The organism is Nocardioides hankookensis (assembly GCF_042658885.1).
Lineage (GTDB): Bacteria > Actinomycetota > Actinomycetes > Propionibacteriales > Nocardioidaceae > Nocardioides > Nocardioides hankookensis.
In genome coordinates, this window is the sequence record NZ_JBHSRJ010000001.1 from 526,850 (window position 1) to 549,078 (window position 22,229).

16 protein-coding genes are annotated in these 22,229 nt (G+C 72.8%); 10 read left to right on the top strand and 6 right to left on the bottom strand.

Annotated elements, in window-relative coordinates; translation table 11 throughout:
* Positions 1-3 precede the first annotated feature (3 nt).
* The 3 genes from ACFPYL_RS02440 to ACFPYL_RS02450 form a co-directional block, all read right to left on the bottom strand.
* A complete protein-coding gene (locus ACFPYL_RS02440) occupies positions 4-1,926 on the bottom strand; it encodes a vWA domain-containing protein (RefSeq protein ID WP_379149970.1) in 1,923 nt (640 codons plus the stop codon).
* A 90-nt stretch (positions 1,927-2,016) separates the two neighbouring features.
* Positions 2,017-2,361, bottom strand: a complete 345-nt coding sequence (locus tag ACFPYL_RS02445) for a DUF192 domain-containing protein (protein ID WP_379149972.1) — start codon at positions 2,359-2,361, stop codon at positions 2,017-2,019.
* A gap of 14 nt (positions 2,362-2,375) precedes the next feature.
* A complete protein-coding gene (locus tag ACFPYL_RS02450; protein ID WP_379150156.1) occupies positions 2,376-3,014 on the bottom strand; it encodes a dihydrofolate reductase family protein in 639 nt (212 codons plus the stop codon).
* Positions 3,015-3,061: 47 nt separating this feature from the next.
* Here ACFPYL_RS02450 and ACFPYL_RS02455 point away from each other — a divergent pair, with 47 nt between their 5' ends.
* The 10 genes from ACFPYL_RS02455 (at position 3,062) to ACFPYL_RS02500 (ending at position 15,792) form a co-directional block, all read left to right on the top strand.
* Complete coding sequence (locus tag ACFPYL_RS02455; protein WP_379149974.1) at positions 3,062-3,694, top strand: hypothetical protein; 633 nt, start codon at positions 3,062-3,064, stop codon at positions 3,692-3,694.
* Positions 3,695-3,746: 52 nt separating this feature from the next.
* On the top strand, positions 3,747-7,553 hold the full coding sequence (locus ACFPYL_RS02460; RefSeq protein ID WP_379149976.1) for a non-ribosomal peptide synthetase: 3,807 nt from the start codon (positions 3,747-3,749) through the stop codon (positions 7,551-7,553).
* Positions 7,543-7,788 carry a phosphopantetheine-binding protein gene (locus tag ACFPYL_RS02465; protein ID WP_379149978.1) on the top strand — a complete coding sequence of 82 codons (246 nt, stop codon included), beginning with the start codon at positions 7,543-7,545 and terminating at the stop codon, positions 7,786-7,788. The genes ACFPYL_RS02460 and ACFPYL_RS02465 overlap by 11 nt, the downstream gene beginning before the upstream one ends.
* A 1-nt stretch (position 7,789) precedes the next feature.
* On the top strand, positions 7,790-9,235 hold the full coding sequence (locus tag ACFPYL_RS02470; protein ID WP_379149980.1) for an amino acid adenylation domain-containing protein: 1,446 nt from the start codon (positions 7,790-7,792) through the stop codon (positions 9,233-9,235).
* Positions 9,232-12,162 carry an AMP-binding protein gene (locus ACFPYL_RS02475; protein WP_379149982.1) on the top strand — a complete coding sequence of 977 codons (2,931 nt, stop codon included), beginning with the start codon at positions 9,232-9,234 and terminating at the stop codon, positions 12,160-12,162. The genes ACFPYL_RS02470 and ACFPYL_RS02475 overlap by 4 nt, the downstream gene beginning before the upstream one ends.
* Positions 12,159-12,959, top strand: coding sequence for an FkbM family methyltransferase (locus ACFPYL_RS02480; protein WP_379149984.1), 801 nt, complete (start codon positions 12,159-12,161; stop codon positions 12,957-12,959). The genes ACFPYL_RS02475 and ACFPYL_RS02480 overlap by 4 nt, the downstream gene beginning before the upstream one ends.
* 22 nt (positions 12,960-12,981) lie before the next feature.
* Positions 12,982-14,118: a GTPase family protein gene (locus ACFPYL_RS02485; protein WP_379149986.1), complete on the top strand. Its 1,137-nt coding sequence runs from the start codon at positions 12,982-12,984 to the stop codon at positions 14,116-14,118.
* Entirely contained in the window at positions 14,115-14,735 is a 621-nt protein-coding gene (locus ACFPYL_RS02490; RefSeq protein ID WP_379149988.1) for a class I SAM-dependent methyltransferase, read from the top strand. The genes ACFPYL_RS02485 and ACFPYL_RS02490 overlap by 4 nt, the downstream gene beginning before the upstream one ends.
* Positions 14,732-15,418 carry an NAD-dependent deacylase gene (locus ACFPYL_RS02495; RefSeq protein WP_379149989.1) on the top strand — a complete coding sequence of 229 codons (687 nt, stop codon included), beginning with the start codon at positions 14,732-14,734 and terminating at the stop codon, positions 15,416-15,418. The genes ACFPYL_RS02490 and ACFPYL_RS02495 overlap by 4 nt, the downstream gene beginning before the upstream one ends.
* A gap of 77 nt (positions 15,419-15,495) precedes the next feature.
* Entirely contained in the window at positions 15,496-15,792 is a 297-nt protein-coding gene (locus tag ACFPYL_RS02500; RefSeq protein WP_379149990.1) for an antibiotic biosynthesis monooxygenase family protein, read from the top strand.
* Here the strand turns inward: ACFPYL_RS02500 and treZ are convergent.
* The 3 genes from treZ to glgX are packed head-to-tail and all read right to left on the bottom strand — an operon-like array spanning position 15,789 to position 22,016.
* The gene (gene treZ / locus ACFPYL_RS02505) at positions 15,789-17,534 is read right to left on the bottom strand and encodes a malto-oligosyltrehalose trehalohydrolase (RefSeq protein ID WP_379149991.1); all 1,746 of its coding nucleotides are present in this window, start codon (positions 17,532-17,534) and stop codon (positions 15,789-15,791) included. The genes ACFPYL_RS02500 and treZ overlap by 4 nt on opposite strands.
* Complete coding sequence (gene treY / locus ACFPYL_RS02510) at positions 17,531-19,834, bottom strand: malto-oligosyltrehalose synthase (protein WP_379149993.1); 2,304 nt, start codon at positions 19,832-19,834, stop codon at positions 17,531-17,533. Before treY ends, treZ begins: the two co-directional genes overlap by 4 nt.
* Before the next feature lie 4 nt (positions 19,835-19,838).
* The gene (glgX, locus tag ACFPYL_RS02515) at positions 19,839-22,016 is read right to left on the bottom strand and encodes a glycogen debranching protein GlgX (protein ID WP_379149995.1); all 2,178 of its coding nucleotides are present in this window, start codon (positions 22,014-22,016) and stop codon (positions 19,839-19,841) included.
* Positions 22,017-22,229: the final 213 nt, after the last annotated feature.

The window sequence follows — 22,229 nt, forward strand, 5'->3', positions numbered from 1 at the left end:
GGGTCAGCTCCCGCGGATCCGTCGGTTGACCAGCCAGCCACCGACACCGACCACGACCAGCAGCGCGCCGCCGATGACCAGCAGGCCGACCGGGACGTCGCTGTCCTCGGCGTCGCTCTCCGCGGTTGCGGCCGGTCCGTCGGTCGCCGGCTCCTCCGTGGGGCTCGAGGAGGCGGACTCCGACGACGGGCTCTCGCTCGGCTCGGCGGCGGCGAGGTCGTACTCCGGCGCGGCCACGACGTCCCCGGTCACGCCGACCCGCAGCACGAAGGGCACCTCGTACGACGTACGCGCGCGGCTGTCGGCCAGGGACAGCACGATGGTGTAGCCGCCCGCCGTCGCCGCGGCCCGGAGCGGGTCGCCGACGACCTCGCGGTTGCGGTAGGTGACGGGGGCGGTGACCGCCCCGACCTGACCGCCGCCGGTCGGGTAGATCGTCGAGGAGTGCGGCGGCGCACCGTCGGACACGGCGACCGCGTCGGCGCGGTAGGGGCTGTAGACGGCCAGCCCGAAGGGCGATCCCTGCTGTGACAGCTCGGCGGCGAGCGGCCCGCTGGGGTCGGGGATGGTCATCGTCGCGGCGAGCTGCTGGCCCCACCCGACCTCGACGTCGAAGGACTGCACCTCCCCGGGCACGATGGTGCCGCGGTAGGTGCCGGGCGAGATCGGGGTCGACTCGGCGAACGAGCTGCCGCCGGTGACGCTCCCGGCGTCCGGCCCCTTCGGAGGGGCCTTCCAGGCGACCGCGCCACTGACGCCCTCGGGCAGCGTGGTCGCGTCGAGCACCGGTGGTTCCTCGGCGACGACGAGCTCGAGCGGCGTCGTGAAGTCGGCACCGCCGGTGCGGGTCACCCGCGCGACCAGCTCGTCGGCGTCGGGGCAGTCGCCGGCGTCCACCGTCACGGTCAGGGCCGTGGCGTCCATGCTGCGGACGTCGGCCGGATCGGCGGTGTCGCAGGCCTCGCCGTCGGTGGTGCTGAGGGCCAGGTCGATCCGGTCCCACTCGTCCTGACGGTGCTTGCGGCCGACGTAGTAGGGCGTGAGGATCGTGGCGGCGACCGTGATCGAGGAGCCCGGGATGCTGCGCTCGACCTTGTAGTGCAAGGTCCCGGTGGTGGTCTCGATCCCACCGATCTGGTCGACGTACGACCCGGGCGCGAGCGTCGGCGCGCTGGTCGGGTCGGCGCTGCCGGTCACCGGCTCGCCGGAGGGCTGGTAGGGCCGCACCGCGCGCGTGGCCAGCGTCTCGAGCGCGGCGCTGAGGTCGTCGGCGCTGTCGGCGTCGTAGTAGGTGCCGTTGCCCTTGTCGGCGATGCACCGCAGGGCCGCCTCCGCCTTGCCGTCGACGTCGAGGCCGACGACGTCGATGCGCACGTTGCCCCCGTCCTTGTTGATCTGGCGAGCCACCTGGCACGGGTCGGGAGGACAGGTCGGCTCTCCGTCGGACACCAGCACGATCGAGCGCGGGCCCTCGCCGCCGAGGTCGGCGTCGGCCTGCTGGAGTGCGTAGCCGATCGGGGTCTCGCCGTACGGCGTGTAGGCGTCGATCGCGCTGTCGAGGTCTGCGCGGTTGTCACTGCCCAGGTCGACCACCCGCTGCGAGTCGGTGCAGGCTCCGGCGTCGGACCGCGAGAACACCTTGGCGCCGTAGACCCGCATCCCGACCTCCGCGTCGGCGGGCAGGCCGTCGACGACCTCGTGCAGGGCGCTCTTGGCGGCCTCGATCTTGGTGGTGCCGCCCGAGGCGGGGTCGGACATCGAACCCGAGGAGTCGAGCACCAGCATCAACCGGCCGGCGTCGCCCGGGTTCGCGGTGGACGTCGGGTCGGCGTGACCCGCGGCGAGGGGCAGGAGCACGGCCGTCGTCCCGACCACCGCGGCGGCGAGCAGCGGCAGGCTCCGACGTCTGGTGCGCAGCAACGACATTCCAGCTCCCGAGAGGTTCGTGCGACGAGTCCCGCGACACCTACCCGGATCCGGCCGGCTTACTCGCGCGTGGGGGCCGGCACGAACCGTTCATCCGGGCCACTCCACGCGGACACCCGGCGTCAACCCCCACCCGGCGAACGCGCCGGCCTCGGCCTCGACCACGGCGCGGCTGCGCGGGCGCCAAGCGCCGAGGCGCCCGGGCGGCATGGTCGTCACCGCCAGCACGGTGCCGTCGCCGGCGACGTGGGCCACGTCGATCGGGAACCGCATCCGGAACGTGTGGACCTGCCGGGCCTTGGGCAGCAGCAGGGCACCGTCGATGCCGTCCCTGCCCAACAGCCCGCGGCTGCGGGCGCGGTGGGTCGCGGCGACCTCGAGCGGCGCGACGTCACGGCCGTCGACGAGGAGTCGGGTGTCGCTGGGAGATGTCATGGCCGTTCCTCGGCTCAGCGTCGCCAGAAGAGGTGGTGCACGACGCCGTCGGGGCGGGGCACGACGTCGTGGTGGTAGCGGTCGTCCAGCTCCTCGGGGGACGTCCAGAGGCGGGACCCGCCGCCGAGCTCGATCGGGGAGACGGCGGCGTGCAGCGTGTCGACGAGGCCGGCGTCGAGGAACTGCCGGATCGTCTCGGGACCGCCGCCGAGGCGGACGTCCTTGCCGTCCGCGGCCTCCAGGGCGCGCTCGAGCACCTGCTCCGGCGTACCGCTCACGAAGTGGAACGTCGTGTCGGTCAGCGTGAGCGCCGGCCGCTCGTAGTGGGTCATCACGAAGACCGGGGTGTGGAACGGGGTGTCCTCACCCCACCAGCCCTCCCACTCGGGGTGGTCCTCCCACGGCCCGCGACAGGGGCTGAACTTGTTGCGGCCCATGATCTCGGCGCCGACGTTGCGGTGGAAGTCGCGGACCAGGTAGTCCTCGAGCCCGCGGGTGCCGGCGCCGTCGGTGCGGTTCGGCCAGCTCGCGGCGCCGAACGCCCACGCGCCCAGCTCCACGGGGTTGGCGTGGCCGAAGGGCCGTTCCAGGCTCTGGCCCTCGCCCGCGCCGTACCCGTCGCTGGACAGGAAGAGGTTGTGCACCCGGACCATCTGCGCCACGGCCTGCTCCTTCGTCGGTAGGTGGTTCACTGACCGCCATGGCGGTCGTGTCTGTCGCATCCTCGCAGGAGGTGCTCGACGTGCTCGGTACGCCGCCGGGATCGTGGCCGCGGGCCGACCGGCTGCCGCCCCGCGACCGGCAGGACTTCCTGGCAGCCCGGCAGCTGGGCGTCGCGCTCGCGTCGTACGCCACCGGACGCACCTGGGTCGCTGCCGACCTGCGTCAGTCGTGCCCGACCTGCGGCGGGACCGACCACGGGCGTCCGTCTCTCGGGGACCTGTCGGTGAGCTGGTCACACGCCGCCGGCGTGGTCGCCGCCGTCGTCGGTGAGGGCGTGGCGGCGGCCGTCGACGTGCAGCCGCTCGCCGACGTGAGCGCGGTGGCCGACGTGCTCCCGGAGGAGCTGCTCGGGCCGGGCGGCGACCCGGTCTCCTCGTGGGTGCGGCGAGAGGCACTGGTCAAGCTGGGCCTCCTCTCGCTGGACCGGGCGATCGCGCTGACCGAGGACGAGGTCGACGGGCGTGACGACACCACCTCGGCCTGCTGGGTCGACCTCCCGACCGGCACCTGCGTGGCCGTGGTGCTGCGACCATCTTCTCAACGAGTTGACAGTTCGCTGGAAACAATTGACACAGAGCGGCTGAGGGCCGCACTATCTGCGGTGCACTGACTTCATAGCGCAACCACAACGTCTCGGGGGAGCCTCGGTGAGGCATGCGTCATTGCTGGAGGTACAGCAGCGCCTGGTCCACGTCGACCGGGCGCACCACGGCACGGCTGTCAACAACGTGCCGATCGTGCTCTCGACCCGGTCGCGGCCGGACGTGGCGGCGCTGGCCGCGGCGTTGCGGGCGCTGCCCCGACGCTTCCCCCAGCTGACCGGCACCGTCGACGACACCGGGACGACCCTGGGGTCCGACGGGGTCGAGCTCGACGTCGAGCTGGTCGAGGCGCCCGACGCCCCGGACGTCGTCCTGCGCGAGCTCGCCTTCCGGCCCTTCGACCTGGCCACCGGCCCCCTGGCCCGTGCGGCGGTCGTCGTCGGGGGCGCGGAGAGCTACGTCGTCATCGTGCTGCACCACGTCGTCGCCGACGCCCGCTCGGTCGAGATCGTGCTGTCCGCGCTGGCCGACCACGTCGCCGGCATCGTCCCGCGTGAGGTGGTCGGCCTCGAGGCCGACCAGTTCGGGGTCGACGGGAGTGACGACGACTCCGCCGCGTTCTGGGCCCGCCAGCTCGACGGACTCCCGGCCGCGACCGCCGGCCCGTCCGGGGTGGCCGCCTGCCGGACCGTGGAGCGCGTCGTCGAGGGTCGGGTCCGGACGTGGGTCCTGGAGACGGCCCGCCGGCTGGGCGTGACCCCGATGGTGGTCGTCCTCGCTGCCTGGGAGGTCTGCCTGTCCGAGCTGGACGAGGAGGACCACGTCGTGATGATGCCGGTCTCCGTGCGCGGCGAGGATGCCGACGACGTCGTCGGAGCGCTGATCGAGACGCTCCCCGTGGTGTCGGACGCCGTCGCGGCCGAGGACTTCGACGACCTCGTGCTCCGGGTCTGGCGCCGGTTCGTCCGGATGATCGGGCACCGACACGTGCCCTTCGCCCGGCTCCTGTCGCGTCCCGGTCTGTCGGGGCACCTCTCGCGCTACCTCTTCAGCTGGCAGGAGGCAGAGCCACCGGTCCGCCTCGGTGGGACCGACTACGCCTCCGTCCGGCTCGAGCGGACCGAGGCGATCTTCCACCTCGCGCTGGAGTGCGCGCCGACGGCGGACGGCTACCTCCTCCGCGTCGAGTCGCGCGACGACGGGGTCCCGGGCGAGGCCGACCGGCTCGTGGACCGGCTGGTTGGCCTGCTGGACCCTGCGTCGACCGCGTCGTGCGCGTCGTGGCGCCCGCCCAGTGCCGAACGGGTCCAGCGCGGACTGGCATGGGGCCAGGGAGCCGTCGATGCCGTCGGCGGGCTGACGATCCTCGACCTGGTGCTCGACCACGCCACCGACCGGCGCGACGCAGTGGCGGTCGTCGACGACCTGGGCGGTACGACGTACGGGCGGCTGCTGCAGTGGGCCGGCGCCTGGCGGGCCGAGCTGGAGTCGCAGGGCGTCGTCGCCGGAGACGTCGTCGGCACGGTGGCGCCCAGCTCCGCCGCGCTGGTGGCGGTCTGGCTCGCCGCCTGGTCACTGGGCGCGGCGTTCGTCGCGTGCGACCCCGCCCAGTTCTCCCGCCGCTCGCTGGAGATCCTCACCGACGCGGATCCACGGCTCGTCGTGTCGTCGGGTCAGGTGCCTCCGGCGGGGGAGACGCCCTGGGTCGACCTGGGCACGGTGCCGTCGCCTGCGGAGGATCCCGGCACCGACCCGGCCGCGATCCTGCGGAGGCCGCGCGCCGCCGAGGAGGTCGCCTACCTCGTCTACACGTCCGGCTCGACCGGGACCCCCAAGGGCGTGCTGGTCCCGCACCGGGCGATCGCGCGGCTCATCGCGTCGCGCGCCGACGTACCGATCGAGCCGGCCGACCGCGTCGCGCAGTTCGTCTCGATCTCCTTCGACGTCAGTGCCTACGAGTTCTGGGGCGCGCTGACGCGGGGAGCGACCCTGGTGATCCCGCCGCCGGACACCCGCCTCGACGCCCAGGCGACCGCCGCGTTCCTGCGTGCCGAGCAGATCTCGTGCGTGGTGGCTGCGACGGCGGTCCTCAACCACTGGGTCGGGCAGGTCCCCGGCATCCTCGATGGTGTCCGTCTGCTCATCTTCGGCGGCGAGCGGGCCGTCCCCGAGGTGCTCGCGACGATCGCGGCGGGCGAGGCGCCACCGCCGGTCCAGCTCAACATCTACGGCCCGAGCGAGGCGGCGACGGCCGTCAGCCATCACCAGGTCACCGCCGCCGACATCGCCTGCGGCGACATCCCGATCGGTCGGCCGACCGCGGGCGCCGACCTGAGCCTGCTCGACGACGCCGGCCGGCCGGTGCCCGCAGGCCGGGCCGGAGAGCTCTGGGTGAGCGGTCCGGCCGTGGCCGCCGGCTACCGGCACCCGCCGGCCGTGAGCGGGTTCGCGCCGCACCCGGTGGACGGCCGGCCGGCGTACCGGACCGGCGACCTCGCCCGGTGGGACGACGGGGTGCTGCGCTACCTGGGGCGCATCGACGACCAGGTCAAGATCCGCGGCATGCGCATCGAGCCCGCCGAGGTCGAGGCCGTGCTCCGCCTCGTGCCCGGTGTCGACGCCGCGACGGTCGTCGTGCTGGCGGACCCGCCTGCGCTCCGTGCGGTGTACGTCGGGGTCGTGAGCCCGCGCGCGGTCGCCGACGAGCTGCGCAGCAGGCTCCCGGGGCCGATGGTGCCGGGCGACATCGTCCAGGTGCCGGTCCTGCCCGTGTCGCCGAACGGCAAGGTCGACCGCCAGGCACTGCGTCGGCTCCCGGTGGCGGCGCGCGAGCGGGACGCGTCCGCGACCGACACGGAGCGCCGGATCCTCGAGATCTGGTCGGACCTGCTCGGCTACCGCGACCTCGGCTACGACGACGACTTCTTCGACGTCGGCGGCCACTCCCTGTTGGTGGCCACCCTGGCCGGGCGGCTGGAGGAGGGCTTCGGTTTCCGGCCAGGGATCGCGGCACTGATGGTCCACCGGACCGTACGGGCGCAGGCCGTCCTCGTCGGCTCCGGCGAGGAGCCCGCCGCGTCGGACCCCTCGGTGCTCACCCTCGTGGAGGGCTCCGGTGGCCGCACCCTGGTCCTCATCCACCCCATCGGCGGCACCAGCGGTCTCTACCGGACCCTCGCCCAGGGCTTCGCCGACGCCGTGCCCGGGGGCCACCGGGTGCTCGGCCTCCAGGCTCCCGGGGTCGCCGGCGAGCGTGCCCCGATCGACACCGTCGAGGAGCTGGCCGCCCACCACCTGGGAGAGCTGGACCGGCTCGGCATCGAGCCGCCGTTCCTGCTGGGCGGGATCTCGATGGGCGGCAGCATCGCCTACGAGATCGGCCGCCTCAGCGTCGCCCGCGGCGACGCTGCGCCCTTCGTGGCCCTGCTGGACACCCCCGGGCCAGGACAGCTCCCGACGCTCTTCGACGACGACGCCGAGATGCTCGCGACGATCTTCGGCGGTGGCGATGCCGGCTTCGCCGACGAGCTGCGCGCGCTGCCGCCGCTCGAGATGTTCCGACGGGTCCTCGGCGCGATGGCTCCCGAGCACGCAGCCAGCCTCTCGGCGCGTGACCTCGAGATCTTCGCCGAGGTCTGGCGGGCGCACAGCCGCGCGCTGCTGGGCTACCGCCCCGCACCGGCCGCCGTCGACGTCCACTACTACAAGGCGACCGAGACGGTGCCGCCGCACCCGCCGCACCCGGAGCGTCCGTGGGAGGAGCTCCTGGGCGACCGGCTCCTGCTGACCCGGGTCGAGGGCAACCACGAGTCGATCATCGAGCGGCCCCAGGTCGACGCGCTCGTCCGCGCGCTCGGCTCGGACATCACGACGTACCAGCACGCCAACGAGAACGAGGGAGACGGGGGAGACGATGATGGAAGCTGACCAGAGTCGGATCGAGGAGATCCTGGTCGAGCAGTGGAGCCAGCTGCTGCCCGAGGTGACCGTGACTGCGGAGTCGAACATCTTCGAGCTCGGGGCGCACTCGCTGATGATCGGCCGGGTGGCCTCCCGGTGCCGGGCCCGCCACGGGCTCGACCTGGAGTTCGCCGCGTTCTTCGAGCACCCGGTCATCCGCGACCTGGCCCGGTCCGCGGCGGAGCAGGTCCCGGCGAGCTGACATGGCCGGTCCCCTGTGCGAGGCCGTCCGGCGTCATGTCTCGGCCGCACCCGACTCGCCGGCGCTCGACGACGCCCTGGGGCGGGTGACCTACGCCGAGCTGTGGTCGCGAGCCGAGGCCGTCCGCGACCTGCTCGCCGAGCGCGCCGTGCCGACGGGGTCGTTGGTCGGCGTCGACGTGGCCGAGCGCGCGGCCTTCCCGGCGGCCGCGCTCGGGGTGTTGCTCCACGGCTGCGCCTACGTCCCCCTGGACCCGACCTACCCCGCCGCCCGGCTCGACCACATCGTGTCCGACTCCGGCCTGGTCGGCGTGCTCGGCAGCGTCGGTGGACGCGAGGTCGCCTACCGGTCCGTCGAGGCTGCCGATCCCGCGAGGGTCGAGGACGCGGACCCGGCGTACCTCATCTACACCTCGGGTACGACGGGCACGCCGAAGGGCATCCTGATCACCCAGGAGCAGGTCGCGACGCTGCTCGACACCACCCGGCCCCTCTTCGAGGTCGGGAGCGCCGACGCGTGGAGCGTCTTCCACTCGTTCAACTTCGACTTCAGCGTGTGGGAGCTCTGGGGTGCGCTCGCCTCCGGCGGCTGCGCCGTCGTGCTCGGCGACCACGAGCGGCGCGACGGGCTCGCGCTCGTCGACCGCCTGCGCCGGTCGCGGGTGACCGTGCTGAGCATGGTGCCGACCGCCTTCCGCTACCTGGTCGGTGACGGCTCGGCGGCCGAGCTCCCGGACCTGAGGTGGCTGGTGCTCGGGGGCGAGGCCGCCGACGTCGCGCCGACGCTGGAGTGGGCCAAGGGCTCGGACCGGCTCGTGGTGGTCAACATGTACGGCCTCACCGAGGGCACCGTCCACGCGACCCACCTCGCACTGACCGCATCGGCCCCCGGCCGTCCGGGCAGCACCCCGATCGGACGGCCGCTCGCCCATCTCGACATCGAGGTGCTGGACACCGAGCTGCGTCCCTGCCCGACCGGGGTGGTCGGCGAGCTGGTGATCTCCGGCTCGACCGTCGCCCGCGGCTACTGGCGACGGCCCGACCTGTCGGCCGCACGCTTCGTCGACCGGCACGGTGCCCTCTCCTATCGCACCGGCGACCTGGGCTACCGAGACAGTGCCGGCGACCTCCACCACGTCGGCCGGGCCGACGACCAGGTCCAGGTCCGGGGCTACCGGATCGAGCCGTCCGAGATCACGGCGACCGCCGCCGCCCACCCCGACGTCGCCGACGCCGTCACGCTCCCGTTCACGAACGCGGCCGGCGACCTGGACCTCGCCTGCCACTTCCGTCCGCGCGCCGACCGCGAACCGGTCGACCTGCGCACCTGGCTGGCGCACCGGCTGCCGGCGTACCTGGTCCCGAACCGGATCATCGAGCACACGACCTTCCCGATGACGCCCGAGGGCAAGGTGGACCGAGCGACCCTGGCCCGGAGCACCGGGTGACCGGGGGGCCGACGCTCCTCGACGGGCTGGTCGCGACGGCACGGACGCACCCCGATCGCGTGGCCGTGCGCGACACGACCGGGGCGGAGAGCTACGGCGACCTGGTCGGGCGCGCGAGCGCGCTGGCCGAACGGCTCGTCGCCGACGGCCTCCGGCCGGGAGACAGGGTGGCGGTCGCGTCGACGCACTCCCGAGCAGCGGTGCGGGCGTACGTCGCGGTGCTGCTCGCCGGCGGTGCCTACGTGCCGATCGACGCGTCGCTCCCGCAGGAGCGTCGGCAGCTGCTCGCGGAGGTGGCGCGCGTGGCGACCCACCTCGACCCTGCCGGCGAGGCAATCACGACCCTCCGAGGCGGAGCCGTGCCCGTCTCCCGGCGCAGCGACGACGTCGCCTACGTCATCCACACCTCGGGATCGACGGGGGTGCCCAAGGCCGTCCAGATGGAGCACCGCAACCTGCTGACCACCATCCACGGCATGGACGAGCGCGCTCCGGTGCCCGACGGCTACGTCGGCACGTGGTGGGCGAGCCCGGGCTTCGATGCGGCCGCGTGGGAGATCTGGTCGGTCCTCGCGCGCGGCGGCACCCTCGTCGTCGTCGGCGCGGAGGACCGCCTCGAGCCCGGGCGCTTCTTCGCGACGTTGACCCGCGAGCGGGTCGCCAGCTGCTTCCTGCCCCCGCTGTTCGTGCCCGACTTCGTCGATGCCGTCGAGACGGCCCCGGAGCGGTTCGCCTCCCTGCGCAGGATCCTGGTCGGCGCGGAGCCGATCCAGCTCGGCCTGCTGCAACGGGCCGTCCGCGCGGCTGACGACCTGCAGATCGTCAACGGCTACGGGCCCGCCGAGGCATCCGTCTTCTGCACGCTCTACGACGTACCACGCTCGGACGGCGACCCGGCCGGTCGCGCGCCGGTCGGGACCGCCCTGCCAGGCGTGCGAGTGACCCTGGAGGACGTCGACGAGGACGGCGTCGGAGAGATCGTGATCCACGGGGGCGGCGTCGCGCGCGGCTACCTCGGCGACGACCCCGGTGGCTTCGGCATCTCCGACGACGGCCGCCACTACGCCACCGGCGACCTCGGCCGCCTCGACGCCGCCGGTGACCTCGTCTTCAGCGGGCGCCGGGACCGGCAGCTCAAGATCCGTGGGTTCCGGATCGAGGCCGGCGAGATCGAGGCGGCCCTGCTCGCGCTCGACGAGGTGCAGGTCGCGGTCGTCGGGACGCGCGAGATCGACCGGGTCGGCCAGGCGGTCGTCGCGTACGTCGTCCTCACCGGGCCGCTGACGTTGCGCCAGGTCCGCGCGCGGCTCGGCGACCGGCTGCCTTACTACGCGCTGCCGTCGGGGATCGTGCGCCTCGACCGAGTCCCCGAGACCATCAACAACAAGATCGACCACACCCGGCTCGACGCGCTCCCGCTCGATCCCGAGCCGGTCGACGAGCTGCCGGCCGACAGCGACGACGAGCTCTCGCGGCTCGTCGCCGACGAGGTCGCCGGTGGGCTCGGGGCAGGGAGCGCGATCGCCGCCGGCATCACCTCGCTGGGCGCCGCTCGGCTGGCGCGCCGGATCCGGACGGTGCTGGGACGCGACGTGTCGGCCGAGCAGGTCCTACGTGCGCGGAGCGGGGACGACCTGCGGCACACCGTCGAGAATGCGCCGCCGGTCGACGAGGCGGACCGACCGGAGGACCTCGACCTCCCGCTGTCCTTCGACGCCCAGCTGACCGGCATGTGGTTCCACGAGCAGCTCCTGGGACGCTCGGACGCCTACCGGCAGGCGCTGGCCTTCCGGCTCGGGGACGACATCGACCCGGCAGCCCTGGCCGAGACCGTCGTCCGGGTGCTCGCCCGGCACGCGGTGTTCACGGCGGAGGTCGTCGACGTCGACGGCGTCCCGTCGTACGCCCTGGGCCGACAGCCCACCTGTCCGGTCGAGGCGGTCGACGTCCCGCTCGCCGACGCCGTCGGTCGCCTCGCCGCCGTGGTCAGCGCCGACGGCGACCTCTGGCGGGCGAGCGTCCTCGTCACGCCGGACGTCGGACCGGTGCTCGCCGTCGTGTGGCACCACCTCGTCATCGACTACTGGACCGTCCGCCAGCTGCTGCAGGAGGTCGGCCTCGACCACGACACGCCCGCCCTCGCCCGTGCGTCCGACGGTGCCGGCCTGGCGATCGAGCTCGCCGGCCGTCGGCGTCGCGAGCGCCAGCTGGTGGACGACGGCGTCGTCGCCGACCGCGTTCGCGAGCTCCTCGTCGACGCGGCTGCGTGGCCGAGCGTTCCGTCCGGACGGAGTGCACGGGCGGAGGTCCGCGTCGAGGTCGAGGCCGCGGCGTACCGGCGCGCTCGGCGGGTCGCTTCCCGAGGTAGGTACACCGAGGCCGAGGCCCTCCTCGCGATCGTCGAGCGCAGCCTGTGCGAGGCCTGGTCGTCGCCGGCTGTCCCCTACGGGCTGGCGGTCGGCGACCGGGCCACGATGGACGACGCCACGGTCGCCGGCTGCTTCGTCGACACCGTCCTGCTCGTGGCCCGGCCACGCACCGACGGGTCCGACCCGGTCGCGTCGTGCGCGGCGGCGTTGCGCCGGGCGCTCGCCCCGGCCACACGGGTCCCGCTCGCGCTGGCGGTCCAGGGCCTGCGGGGCGAGGACCCGGGTGGGCAGATCACGCCTCCCGGGTGCTTCGTCGCCCTGGAGGAGCGACCGCGCCTCGTCCTCGGCGGTGTCGAGCAGGAGCGCATCGACGTCCCGGCCGGACGCGAGGACTTCGGGTTCACGCTCTTCCTCTCCGCGGAGGAGGACGGCTGCGGCGGCGTCGTCAGGTTCGACGACCTTCCGGAGCAGCGTGCCGCGGCCGAGGCGCTGGCCGAGGCGCTGGCGTCGTTGTCGAGCACCACACCCGATGGGGAGGCGGAGGAGCAATGGTCATGACGAGGAGCGCGTGGACGGTCACGGAGACGGTGCTGCCGGACGGCACGCCGTGGTGCACGGCGAGTCCTGGCGACACCAGGATGCTGTACGACGAGATCTTCGTCGACGGCGTGTACGCCGAGTTCCTGCGCCGGGCCGCGGTCACCGGCCGGCTGGTCGTCGACATCGGCGCCAACACCGGCCTCTCGGCGCTCTACGTGGCACGCCACGCGCCGGCACTCGCGATCCTCGCTGTCGAACCGGTCCCGGTCACCTACAGCTGCCTGGCGCAGAACCTGCTGCGGCACGTCCCGCATGCCGTTCCCGTCCAGGGCGCGGTCGGCGCCCGCGCGGGGGCGCTCGGCCTGACCTACTACCCGCGTGCTCCCAGCCAGTCGGGCGCCCACGCCGCCCGCGAGCGTGACGACGCGCTGACCGCGGCGTACCTCCGCAACGTGGGCTTCGACGAGATCGCCGTCGACGACGCGCTCGTCGGGCTGCACGACGGCGTCGGCGTCACCGTCCCGCTGTTCCGGCTCGACGGTCTCCTCGACGCGTTCCACCCGGGGATCGACAGCGGGATCCACCTCAAGGTCGACGTCGAGCGCGCCGAGGAGGAGGTGCTGGGTGGCGTCGGCTCGCGCTGGTCGGCCGTCGACGGTGTGGTCTGCGAGGTCGAGGACCACGACGGCGCGCTGGGGAGGATCGTCGCGCTGCTGCGCGACCAGGGGTTCGCGACGTACGTCGAGCAGGAGGACCTGCTGGCCGACTCGCCGTTGTGGACGGTGCTCGCGACCCGGGAGCGCGCCGACGGCTAGGCCGGTCTGAGACGCTTGGCCCATGGCGAAGCCCACGGACGAGTGGTTCGGCCAGGCCTTCGGGAAGGCGTGGAAGGACAAGGCCGAGGAGATCGGCCGCTTCAACCTGGCCATCTTCGGCAAGACGGGGGTCGGCAAGTCCACCCTCGTCAACGCGATCTTCGGCGCCGAGATCGCGCAGACCGGCATCGGCGAGCCGGTCACCCGGGCCGAGCACCTCTACCTCCACCAGAGCGGGACGCTCGGCGTCCTGGACACCCGTGGGCTCGAGGTCGGCAAGGACAACGCGGCCCTGCTGGGCGAGCTGCGCGATTACCTGCACGGCATGCGTCGCAAGCCGCTCGCGGAGCAGATCCACGTCGCCTGGTACTGCGTGCGCGCCGGCGACCGCCGCTTCGAGTCGACCGAGGCCGACTTCATCCGCGCGCTCGCCGACCTCGGCCTGCCGGTGATCCTGGTGCTCACCCAGGTGCAGCGCGGCGCCGGCGGTCGGGTGCACCCCGACGCCGAGGCGCTCGCGGCCAGCATCGCCGCGCTCGACCTGCCCATCCAGGACGGCCTGATCCACTACACGATGGCGCTCGCGGACGACTTCACCGGGCAGACGGCGTACGGCCTGCAGGAAGTCCTCGATGCCACCTTTCGCGGCGCGCCGGACGGCGTCGCCCACGCCATCACCGCCGCCCAGCGGATCGACTTCGACCGCAAGCGGGAGCGGGCGGAGGTGGCCGTCAAGGCGGCGACGGCAGCAGCCACCACCGCCGGAGCCTCCCCGATCCCCTTCTCCGACGCGGCGATCCTCGTCCCGGTCCAGATCGGAATGATGGCCTCGATCGCGGTGACCTACGGGATCTCCGTCGAGCGCTCCACCGCGGCGTCGATCGCCGCCACGGCCGCCGCCACGACGGCCGGGCGCTCGGTGGTCACCAACATGATCAAGTTCGTCCCCGGCGCAGGTACGGCGGTCGCGGCACCGATCAGCGCCACCGTTGCCGGCACCTTCACCTATGCCATGGGCCAGGCGTGGATCCGGGTGTGCGAGCGGCTCGCCCGCGGCGAGCTCGGGCTGGTCGGCGGTGCCCTCGACGGCGACACCGTGCACCGGATCTTCATGGAGGAGTTCAAGACCAGCGCCTCCCGTCGCAAGCTGCCGTCGTGACCTCACGGTGGGAGCGGATCGCCCGCGAGACCGCGGGCGACGACTACGCCCGCGCGTACGCCGACCGGTTCCGGTCGCTGTCCGAGCGAGGTCACGACATCCACGGCGAGGCGAGCTTCGTCGCCGAGATGGTCGCGCCGCCGGCCCGGGTCCTGGACGCCGGCTGCGGCACCGGGCGGGTCGCCGTACGTCTCGCGGAGCTGGGGTACGACGTCGTCGGGGTCGACGTCGACGCGTCGATGCTCGACCAGGCCCGCGCCGCTGCGCCGGAGCTGGACTGGCGTCTGGGCGACCTGTCGTCGTTCGAGCTCGACGAGACGTTCGACGTGGTGCTGGTCGCCGGCAACACGATCCCGCTGCTCGAGCCCGGCACGCTCCTCGACGCCTGCGAGCGGCTGGTCAACCACCTCACTCCCGGCGGGGTCGTCGTGTGCGGCTACGGCCTCGACGCCGACCACCTGCCCGGCGACTGCCCGCCGACCGCGCTGGCCGACGTCGACGCGGCGTTCGGCGTGCTCGGCCTCGACGCGGTCATGCGCTACGGCACCTGGGAGGGCGACGCGTTCGACCCGGCCGAGGGGTACGCGATCACGTTGTACGCGGAGCCGCGCCGGTGAAGGTCGTCGTCCTCACCGGGGCGGGGGTGTCGGCCGAGAGCGGGGTGCCGACCTTCCGCGACGCCGACGGGCTCTGGGAGGGGCACCGGGTCGAGGACGTCGCGACCCCGGAGGCCTACGACCTCCAGCCCTCGGTGGTGCACCGCTTCTACGACGCGCGCCGCGCGGCGCTCGCCGGTGTCGAGCCCAACGACGCGCACCGGGCACTCGCCGTGCTGGAGGAGGCGCTCGGCGACGACCTCCTCGTCGTCACCCAGAACATCGACGACCTGCACGAGCGGGGCGGCTCGACCCGGGTCCTGCACATGCACGGCGAGCTGCGGTCGGCGCTCTGCCGTGGTTGCCGGAGCCGGGTCGCGTGGACCGAGGACCTCGGCGACTACCCGCCGTGCCCGCGGTGTGGCGTCAGCGAGCTGCGCCCGGACGTCGTCTGGTTCGGCGAGATCCCGTACGAGATGGACCGCATCATGGCGGCCCTCGAGGAGGCCGACGTCTTCGTGTCGATCGGCACCTCCGGCGCCGTCTACCCCGCCGCGGGCTTCGTCCAGTACGCCGCGGCCGGCGGCGCCCGCACCGTCGAGCTCAACCTCGAGCCCAGCGCCGGCAGCCACCTCTTCGACGACGCCCGCCACGGCCCCGCCTCCGTGCTCGTCCCGGCCTTCGTGCGCGAGCTGCTGGGGTAGTCCTTGACGTTCTGGTGCCGGATCGGCGCCCGAGAGCGCCGAAACGTCAGGGACTACCCCAGCGATAGCCTGCGCGGGTGATCCTCGAGCACGCCCTCCTGCCCGTGAAGCCCGGCCTGGAGGACGACTTCGTCGGTGCCTTCGGCGAGGCGAAGCAGATCATCGCGTCCATGCCCGGCTTCGGCGGACTGACCCTGTCGCGCTGCCGGGAGCGGCCGAGCACGTTCCTGCTCCTGGTGGAGTGGGACAGCCTCGAGGCCCATACGGTCGGCTTCCGCGGGTCGGCGGAGTACGACGAGTGGCGCCGCCTGTTGCACCACTTCTACGAGCCGTTCCCGGTCGTCGAGCACTTCGACCGGGTGCTCACGGCCTAGCCGATGACCGCGCCGGCGTGGGCGGGCACGCGCAGCGTCGTCCCATCCAGGTCGACGCCGGCCTCGGTCTCGAAGAGCAGCTCGCCCTCGTCGTCGAGGTCGATGACCACCTCGGCGTCGCCGAAGTTCACGATGACGTGCAGGTCGCCGCGCCACATCTCGAAGAGCCGGCTGTCGTCGTCGACCAGGCACGCGTTGCGCCCGAACGACGGGTCGGTCAGCTCCGGCCGCTCGCGACGCAGCACGGCGAGCCGCCGGTAGACGTCGAGCAGCCGGGCGTGCCTGCCCTCGCCGAGCTCCGACCAGTCGAGCTTGGACCGCTCGAAGGTCGACGGGTCCTGCGGGTCCGGCACCACGTCCGGGTCCCAGCCCATCCGCTCGAACTCCGCGATCCGGCCCTCGGCGGTGGCCTTGCCCAGCTCGGGCTCGGGGTGCGAGGTGAAGAACTGGAACGGCGTCGACGCCGCCCACTCCTCGCCCTGGAAGAGCATCGGCGTGAACGGACCTGCCATCGTCAGCAGCGCCGCGCAGGCGAGCTGGTCCTCGTCGAGCGCCTCGGTGATCCGGTCGCCGACGGCCCGGTTGCCGATCTGGTCGTGGTTCTGGCTGGCCACGACGAGCCGCCAGCTCGGCATCTTGTCGGTGTCGATCTTGTGGCCGTGCGCGCGCCCGCGGAAGGACGAGTACGTGCCGTCGTGGAAGAAGCCGCGCTCGACGACCTTCGCCAGCGCGTCCAACGGCTCGAAGTCGGCGTAGTAGCCGTCGGTCTCCCGGGTCAGCGCGACGTGCACGGCGTGGTGGAAGTCGTCGCTCCACTGCGCGTCGAGCCCGAAGCCGCCGGCCTCACGGGGCGTCACGAGCTTCGGGTCGTTGAGGTCGGACTCCGCGATCAGCGTCAGCGGCCGGCCGAGGTGCGCCGACAGGGCCGCGACCTCGACGGCCATCTCCTCCAGGAGGTGCACGTCGGACGAGTCCTGCAGGGCATGCACGGCGTCCAGCCGCAGCCCGTCGACGTGGTAGTCCGACAGCCACATCTCCACGTTGTCGAGGATGTAGCGGCGTACGACGTCCGAGCCGTCCTCGTCGAGGTTGACCAGGTCGCCCCAGGTGTTGGAGCCCGACTTCAGGTACGGCCCGAAGAGCGGCAGGTAGTTCCCGGACGGGCCGAGGTGGTTGTAGACGACGTCCTGGATGACGCCGAGACCGGCCGCGTGGCAGCCGTCGACGAAGCGTTGGTAGCCCGCAGGCCCGCCGTACCCCTCGTGCACGGCGTGCCACAGGACGCCGTCGTAGCCCCAGTTGTGGGTGCCGTTGAAGGCGTTGACCGGCATCACCTCGACGAAGTCGACGCCGAGCTCGCGCAGGTGGTCGAGCCTGGTGAGCGCTGCGTCGAACGTCCCCTCCGGCGTGAACGTGCCGACGTGCAGCTCGTAGATGACGGCGCCGGCCAGCTGGCGACCCGTCCAGCCGGAGTCCCGCCACTCGTGGACCGACGCGTCGTGGGTGCGGGAGAGGCCGTGGACGCCGTCGGGCTGGCGCCGCGACAGCGGGTCGGGCCGTGGCGTCTCGTCGTCGTCGATGAGGTAGCCGTAGTCGACCTCCTCGCCCTCCGGGTCGGGGACCTCGCCGTCGGGCGACCACCAGTCGTCCTCGTCCTTGACCATCTCGATGGTCTCGCCGGCTGCCACCAGCCGCAGCCGGGTCGGGCGCGGCGCCCAGACGTCGAACGGTCCGTAGGTCACGCGTTCTCCTTCACCAGCAGGGCCACCGGGTGCTCGGCGAGCAGGTCCGCCAGTGACGAGGATGCCGGACGGCCGGTGAGGACGTCGGTCCACGAGCCTGGGGGCAGCGTCAGCCGGGTCGTGCCCCACCCGGTCGCGGCGAGCCCGACCGGCAGCCGCGTGACCACCGTCAGTGCACCCCCGCGGTCGAAGGCGAGCACGTGCTCGGCCTCCGGTCCCGTCGCGATCGCTGGTGCGTACGTCGTGAACAGCTCGGGCCGGTCCCGGCGCAGCGTCAGGGCCGCCCGGGTGAGGTGCAGCTTGGCGGCCGCATCGTCCTCGGCCGCCCCGGCCAGCACCTCGGCGCGGTGGTCGAAGTCCACGGACCGCCGGTTGTCGGGGTCGACGAGGCTCTGCTCCCAGAGCTCGCTGCCCTGGTAGACGTCGGGCACCCCGGGCATCGTCAGCGCCACCAGCTTGGCCGCGAGCGCGTTGGACCGGCCCGGCGCGGCGACCTGCGCGAGCAGCCCGTCGAGCACCCGGCGTACGTCGGGGGAGTCGAAGGCCGCGTCGACGGCGGCGTGCACCGCCGCCTCGTAGGTCTCGTCCGGCTCGGTCCACGTCGTGCGGTCGCCGGCCTCACGCATCGCCTTCTCGGCGTACCCGTGCAGGCGCTCTCGCAGGTCGGGGTCGGGCGTCGAGGGCCAGGCGCCGAGGATCGCCTGCCACAGCAAGGATCCGAAGCCCGGGTCGGGCACCGGCGCCAGCTCCAGCAGCTCGTCGAGCGCGGCCGCCCAGACGCCCGGCAGCTCGGCCAGCGCGGTGATCCGGGCGCGCACGTCCTCGCCGCGCTTGGTGTCGTGGGTGGAGAGCGTGGTCATCGCGTGCGGCCACTCCGCCTGCCGGGTCGCCATCGCCGCGTGGAACTCGTCGACCGGCACCGAGAAGACGCTCGGGTCACCGCCGACCTCGTTGAGCGAGGTGAGCCGGGAGTAGCGGTAGAACGCGCAGTCCTCGACGCCCTTGGCCATCACCATGCCGCTCGTCTGCTGGAAGCGTCGCGCCGGCGCGGTCCAGGCGTCGCTGAGGATCGGCAGGAGCGCGTCGTACGTCGCGGCGAGGTCGGGCCGGTGCTCGCGCGCCAGGTCGAAGGCCTGCTCCAGGTGGTGCAGGCCCTCGGGCAGGTAGGAGCGGTAGACCGGGAAGCAGGCGAGCAGCTCGGCGACGGCGTCCTCGACCTGCGCGGGTCTCGATACGCCGCCTCGTTCCTCGGCGGCTACTCGACCACCGAGAGCTCGAAGCACCTCGCGGGTGATCCGACGGACCTCGGAGTGCAGGATGCCGTCGGCCACCTCGCGCTTGGTGCCGTGGATCATCTGCGCCCAGTCGACAGGGCCGCCGCGCAGCCGGGTCTCCAGCGCGTCGAGCGGCGCCTGACCGGCCGGGTCGGTGAGGACGCGGTCGACGTAGCCCAGGGCGTCGTACCCGGTGGTGCCCTGGGTCGCCCAGTCCGCCGGGAGCGTCTCCCCGGGCTCGAGGATCTTCTCGACCAGCACGTAGGCCCCGCCGGTCAGTGCCGCCAGGTCGTCGAGGTAGCGCTTGGGGTCGCGCAGGCCGTCGGGGTGGTCGACGCGGAGCCCGTCGACCAGGCCGTCGTCGAACCAGCGCCGGATCTCCACGTGCGACTCGGCGAAGACCTCGGGGTCCTCGACGCGGACAGCGGCCAGGCTGTTGACCGCGAAGAACCTGCGGTAGTTGAGGTTGTCGTCCGCCTCGTGCCAGTTGACCAGCTCGTAGTGCTGCTCGTCGTGGGTCGTCGTGCCGGGCGCGAGCGGGAAGCGTAGGTCGTGGTACCAGAGCTCTCCGTCGCGTACGACGATCGCGTCCTCGTCGCCGTCGCCGACGACGGGGATCAGGAGCCGCCCGTCGCCCGCGGGCCAGTCGATGTCGAAGGCGTTCGCATGCTCCGACTCCCGGCCGTGCTGGAGGACGTCCCACCACCACGCGTCCTCGGCCGGCGTCGCGACGCCGACGTGGTTGGGCACGATGTCGACGAGCACGCCCATGCCCAGCCGGCGCGCCTCGGCGGCCAGCGTCCCGAGCCCCTCCGCGCCGCCGCGCGACGGGTCGACGTGGTCGAACGCGACGACGTCGTACCCGTGCGAGCTCCCGGGCTCGGCCGCGAGCAGCGGCGACAGGTAGACCCAGTCGACACCGAGGTCGTGCAGGTAGCGCAGCCGCGACGCGGCCGCGAACAGGTCGAAGTCCGCGGTGATCTGGAACCGGTACGTCGAGGCCGGGACCCGCTGCCTCTCGGTCATGGGCTCAGGCCTTCCGGGCCTGGGCGACCGACGCCGCGACCGAGAGGTCGGGCTCGACCTCGGGCTCGCGGTGCTCGCGGAGCACGACCATGCTGCGGTGCGGGATCGTGAAGGTCCCACCTGCCTCGAACGTGCCGTCGGCGTCGGCAGAGCCGCCGGTGTCGATCACGACGTCCCACGCGTCGGCGTACTCGTCCGGCGGCAGGGTCACCTCGGCCGGGCCGTCGGCGTTGAAGTAGAGCAGGAAGTGGTCGTCGACGATCCGCTGCCCGCGCTGGTCGAGGCCGGCGATGCCGTGGCCGTTGAGGTACATGCCCAGCGCCTTGCCGTCGCCGGCCCAGTCGCCCTCCTCCATCGGGCGTCCGCCGAGGTGGAGCCAGACGATGTCGTTGAGCCGGTCCCCGTCGCCGTGGTCGGCGACGCGCACCGTCGCGCCGCGGAAGAACCGCTTGCGCCGGAAGGTCGGGTGGTCGCGACGCAGCCGCATCACGGCCGCGGTGAACTCGACGAGCGGGGTGTCCGCGTCGTCCCAGTGCACCCACGAGAGCTCGTTGTCCTGGGCGTAGGTGTTGTTGTTCCCCTGCTGGGTGCGGCCGAGCTCGTCGCCGTGGAGCAGCATCGGCACGCCCTGGCTGAGCAGCAGGGTCGCGATGAAGTTGCGCTGCGCCCGGGCTCGGGCGCCGAGGATCTCGGGGTCGTCGGTGGGGCCCTCGACCCCGTGGTTCCAGGACCTGTTGTGGCTCTCGCCGTCGTTGTTGTCCTCGCCGTTGGCCTCGTTGTGCTTCTCGTCGTAGGACACGAGGTCGCGCATCGTGAAGCCGTCGTGGGCGGTGACGAAGTTGATGCTCGCGACCGGCCGGCGGCCCGAGTGCTCGTAGAGGTCGGACGAGCCGGCGATCCGGGAGGCGAACTCGCCGAGCGACGGCTCGCCGCGCCAGAAGTCGCGGACGGTGTCGCGGTACTTGCCGTTCCACTCCGTCCACTGCGGCGGGAAGCCGCCGACCTGGTAGCCGCCCGGGCCGATGTCCCACGGCTCGGCGATCAGCTTCACCTGGCTGACGACCGGGTCCTGCTGCACGAGCTCGAAGAACGTCGACAGCCGGTCGACGTCGTAGAACTCGCGCGCCAGCGTCGAGGCGAGGTCGAAGCGGAAGCCGTCGACGTGCATCTCGGTGACCCAGTAGCGCAGCGAGTCCATCAGCAGCTGGAGCGAGTGCGGGTGCCGGACGTTGAGGCTGTTGCCGGTGCCCGTGTAGTCCATGTAGTAGCGCTGGTCGTCCTCGACGAGGCGGTAGTACGCCGCGTTGTCGATGCCCTTGAAGCTCAGCGTCGGACCGAGGTGGTTGCCCTCCGCGGTGTGGTTGTAGACCACGTCGAGGATGACCTCGATGCCCGCCTCGTGCAGGTCCTTGACCATCGACTTGAACTCCTGGACCTGCTGGCCCAGACGGTCCTCGTCGCGGGCGGCGGAGGAGTACGCCGCGTGCGGGGCGAAGAAGCCGAGGGTGTTGTAGCCCCAGTAGTTGCGCAGCCCCTGGTCGAGCAGGGTGCTGTCCTGGATGAACTGGTGCACCGGCATCAGCTCGATCGCGGTGACGCCGAGCTTGGTCAGGTGGGCGGTGACGGCCGGGTGCGCGACCCCGGCGTACGTGCCGCGAAGCTCCTCGGGGACGTCGGGGTGGAGCTGGGTGAGCCCCTTGACGTGCGCCTCGTAGATGACGGACTCGTTGTAGGGGTAGTCGAGGCGGCGGTCGCCCTCCCAGTCGAAGAACGGGTTGATGACGACGCCGTACGTCATGTGCGGCGCGGAGTCGTCGTCGTTGCGGGAGTCCTCCTCGCCGAAGTCGTAGGAGAAGAGCGCCTGGTCCCAGTCGATCTCGCGGGCCGTCGCCTTGGCGTAGGGGTCGAGCAGCAGCTTGCTCGGGTTGCAGCGCAGCCCCTTGTCCGGCTCCCACGGGCCGTCGACGCGGTAGCCGTAGCGCTGCCCCGGCTGGACCGTCGGCAGGTAGCAGTGCCAGACGAACGCGTCGACCTCGGTCAGCTCGACCCTGGTCTCCGTGCCGTCGGCGTCGAAGAGGCACAGCTCGACCTTGTCGGCCACCTCGCTGAACAGCGCGAAGTTGGTGCCGCTCCCGTCGAAGGTCGCCCCCAACGGGTAGGCCTGTCCCGGCCAGCTCTCCACGACGTCCTCCACCACTCTGTGTCCCTCCCTTGGATCGATCAAAGCACAGGTACCCCGCCCGGGCGTCCGGCAACCGGGTGAACTCGAGGTGGTGGTGTCGAGGCTCGCTCCGCTCGCACCGCAATCACCGGCAGCGGTGCTTGAGGTGCGAGCCGCGCCAGCGGCGAGGCTCGAAACCACCAGCCGGGAACATTCGCCGTCGTACGCCGGTTG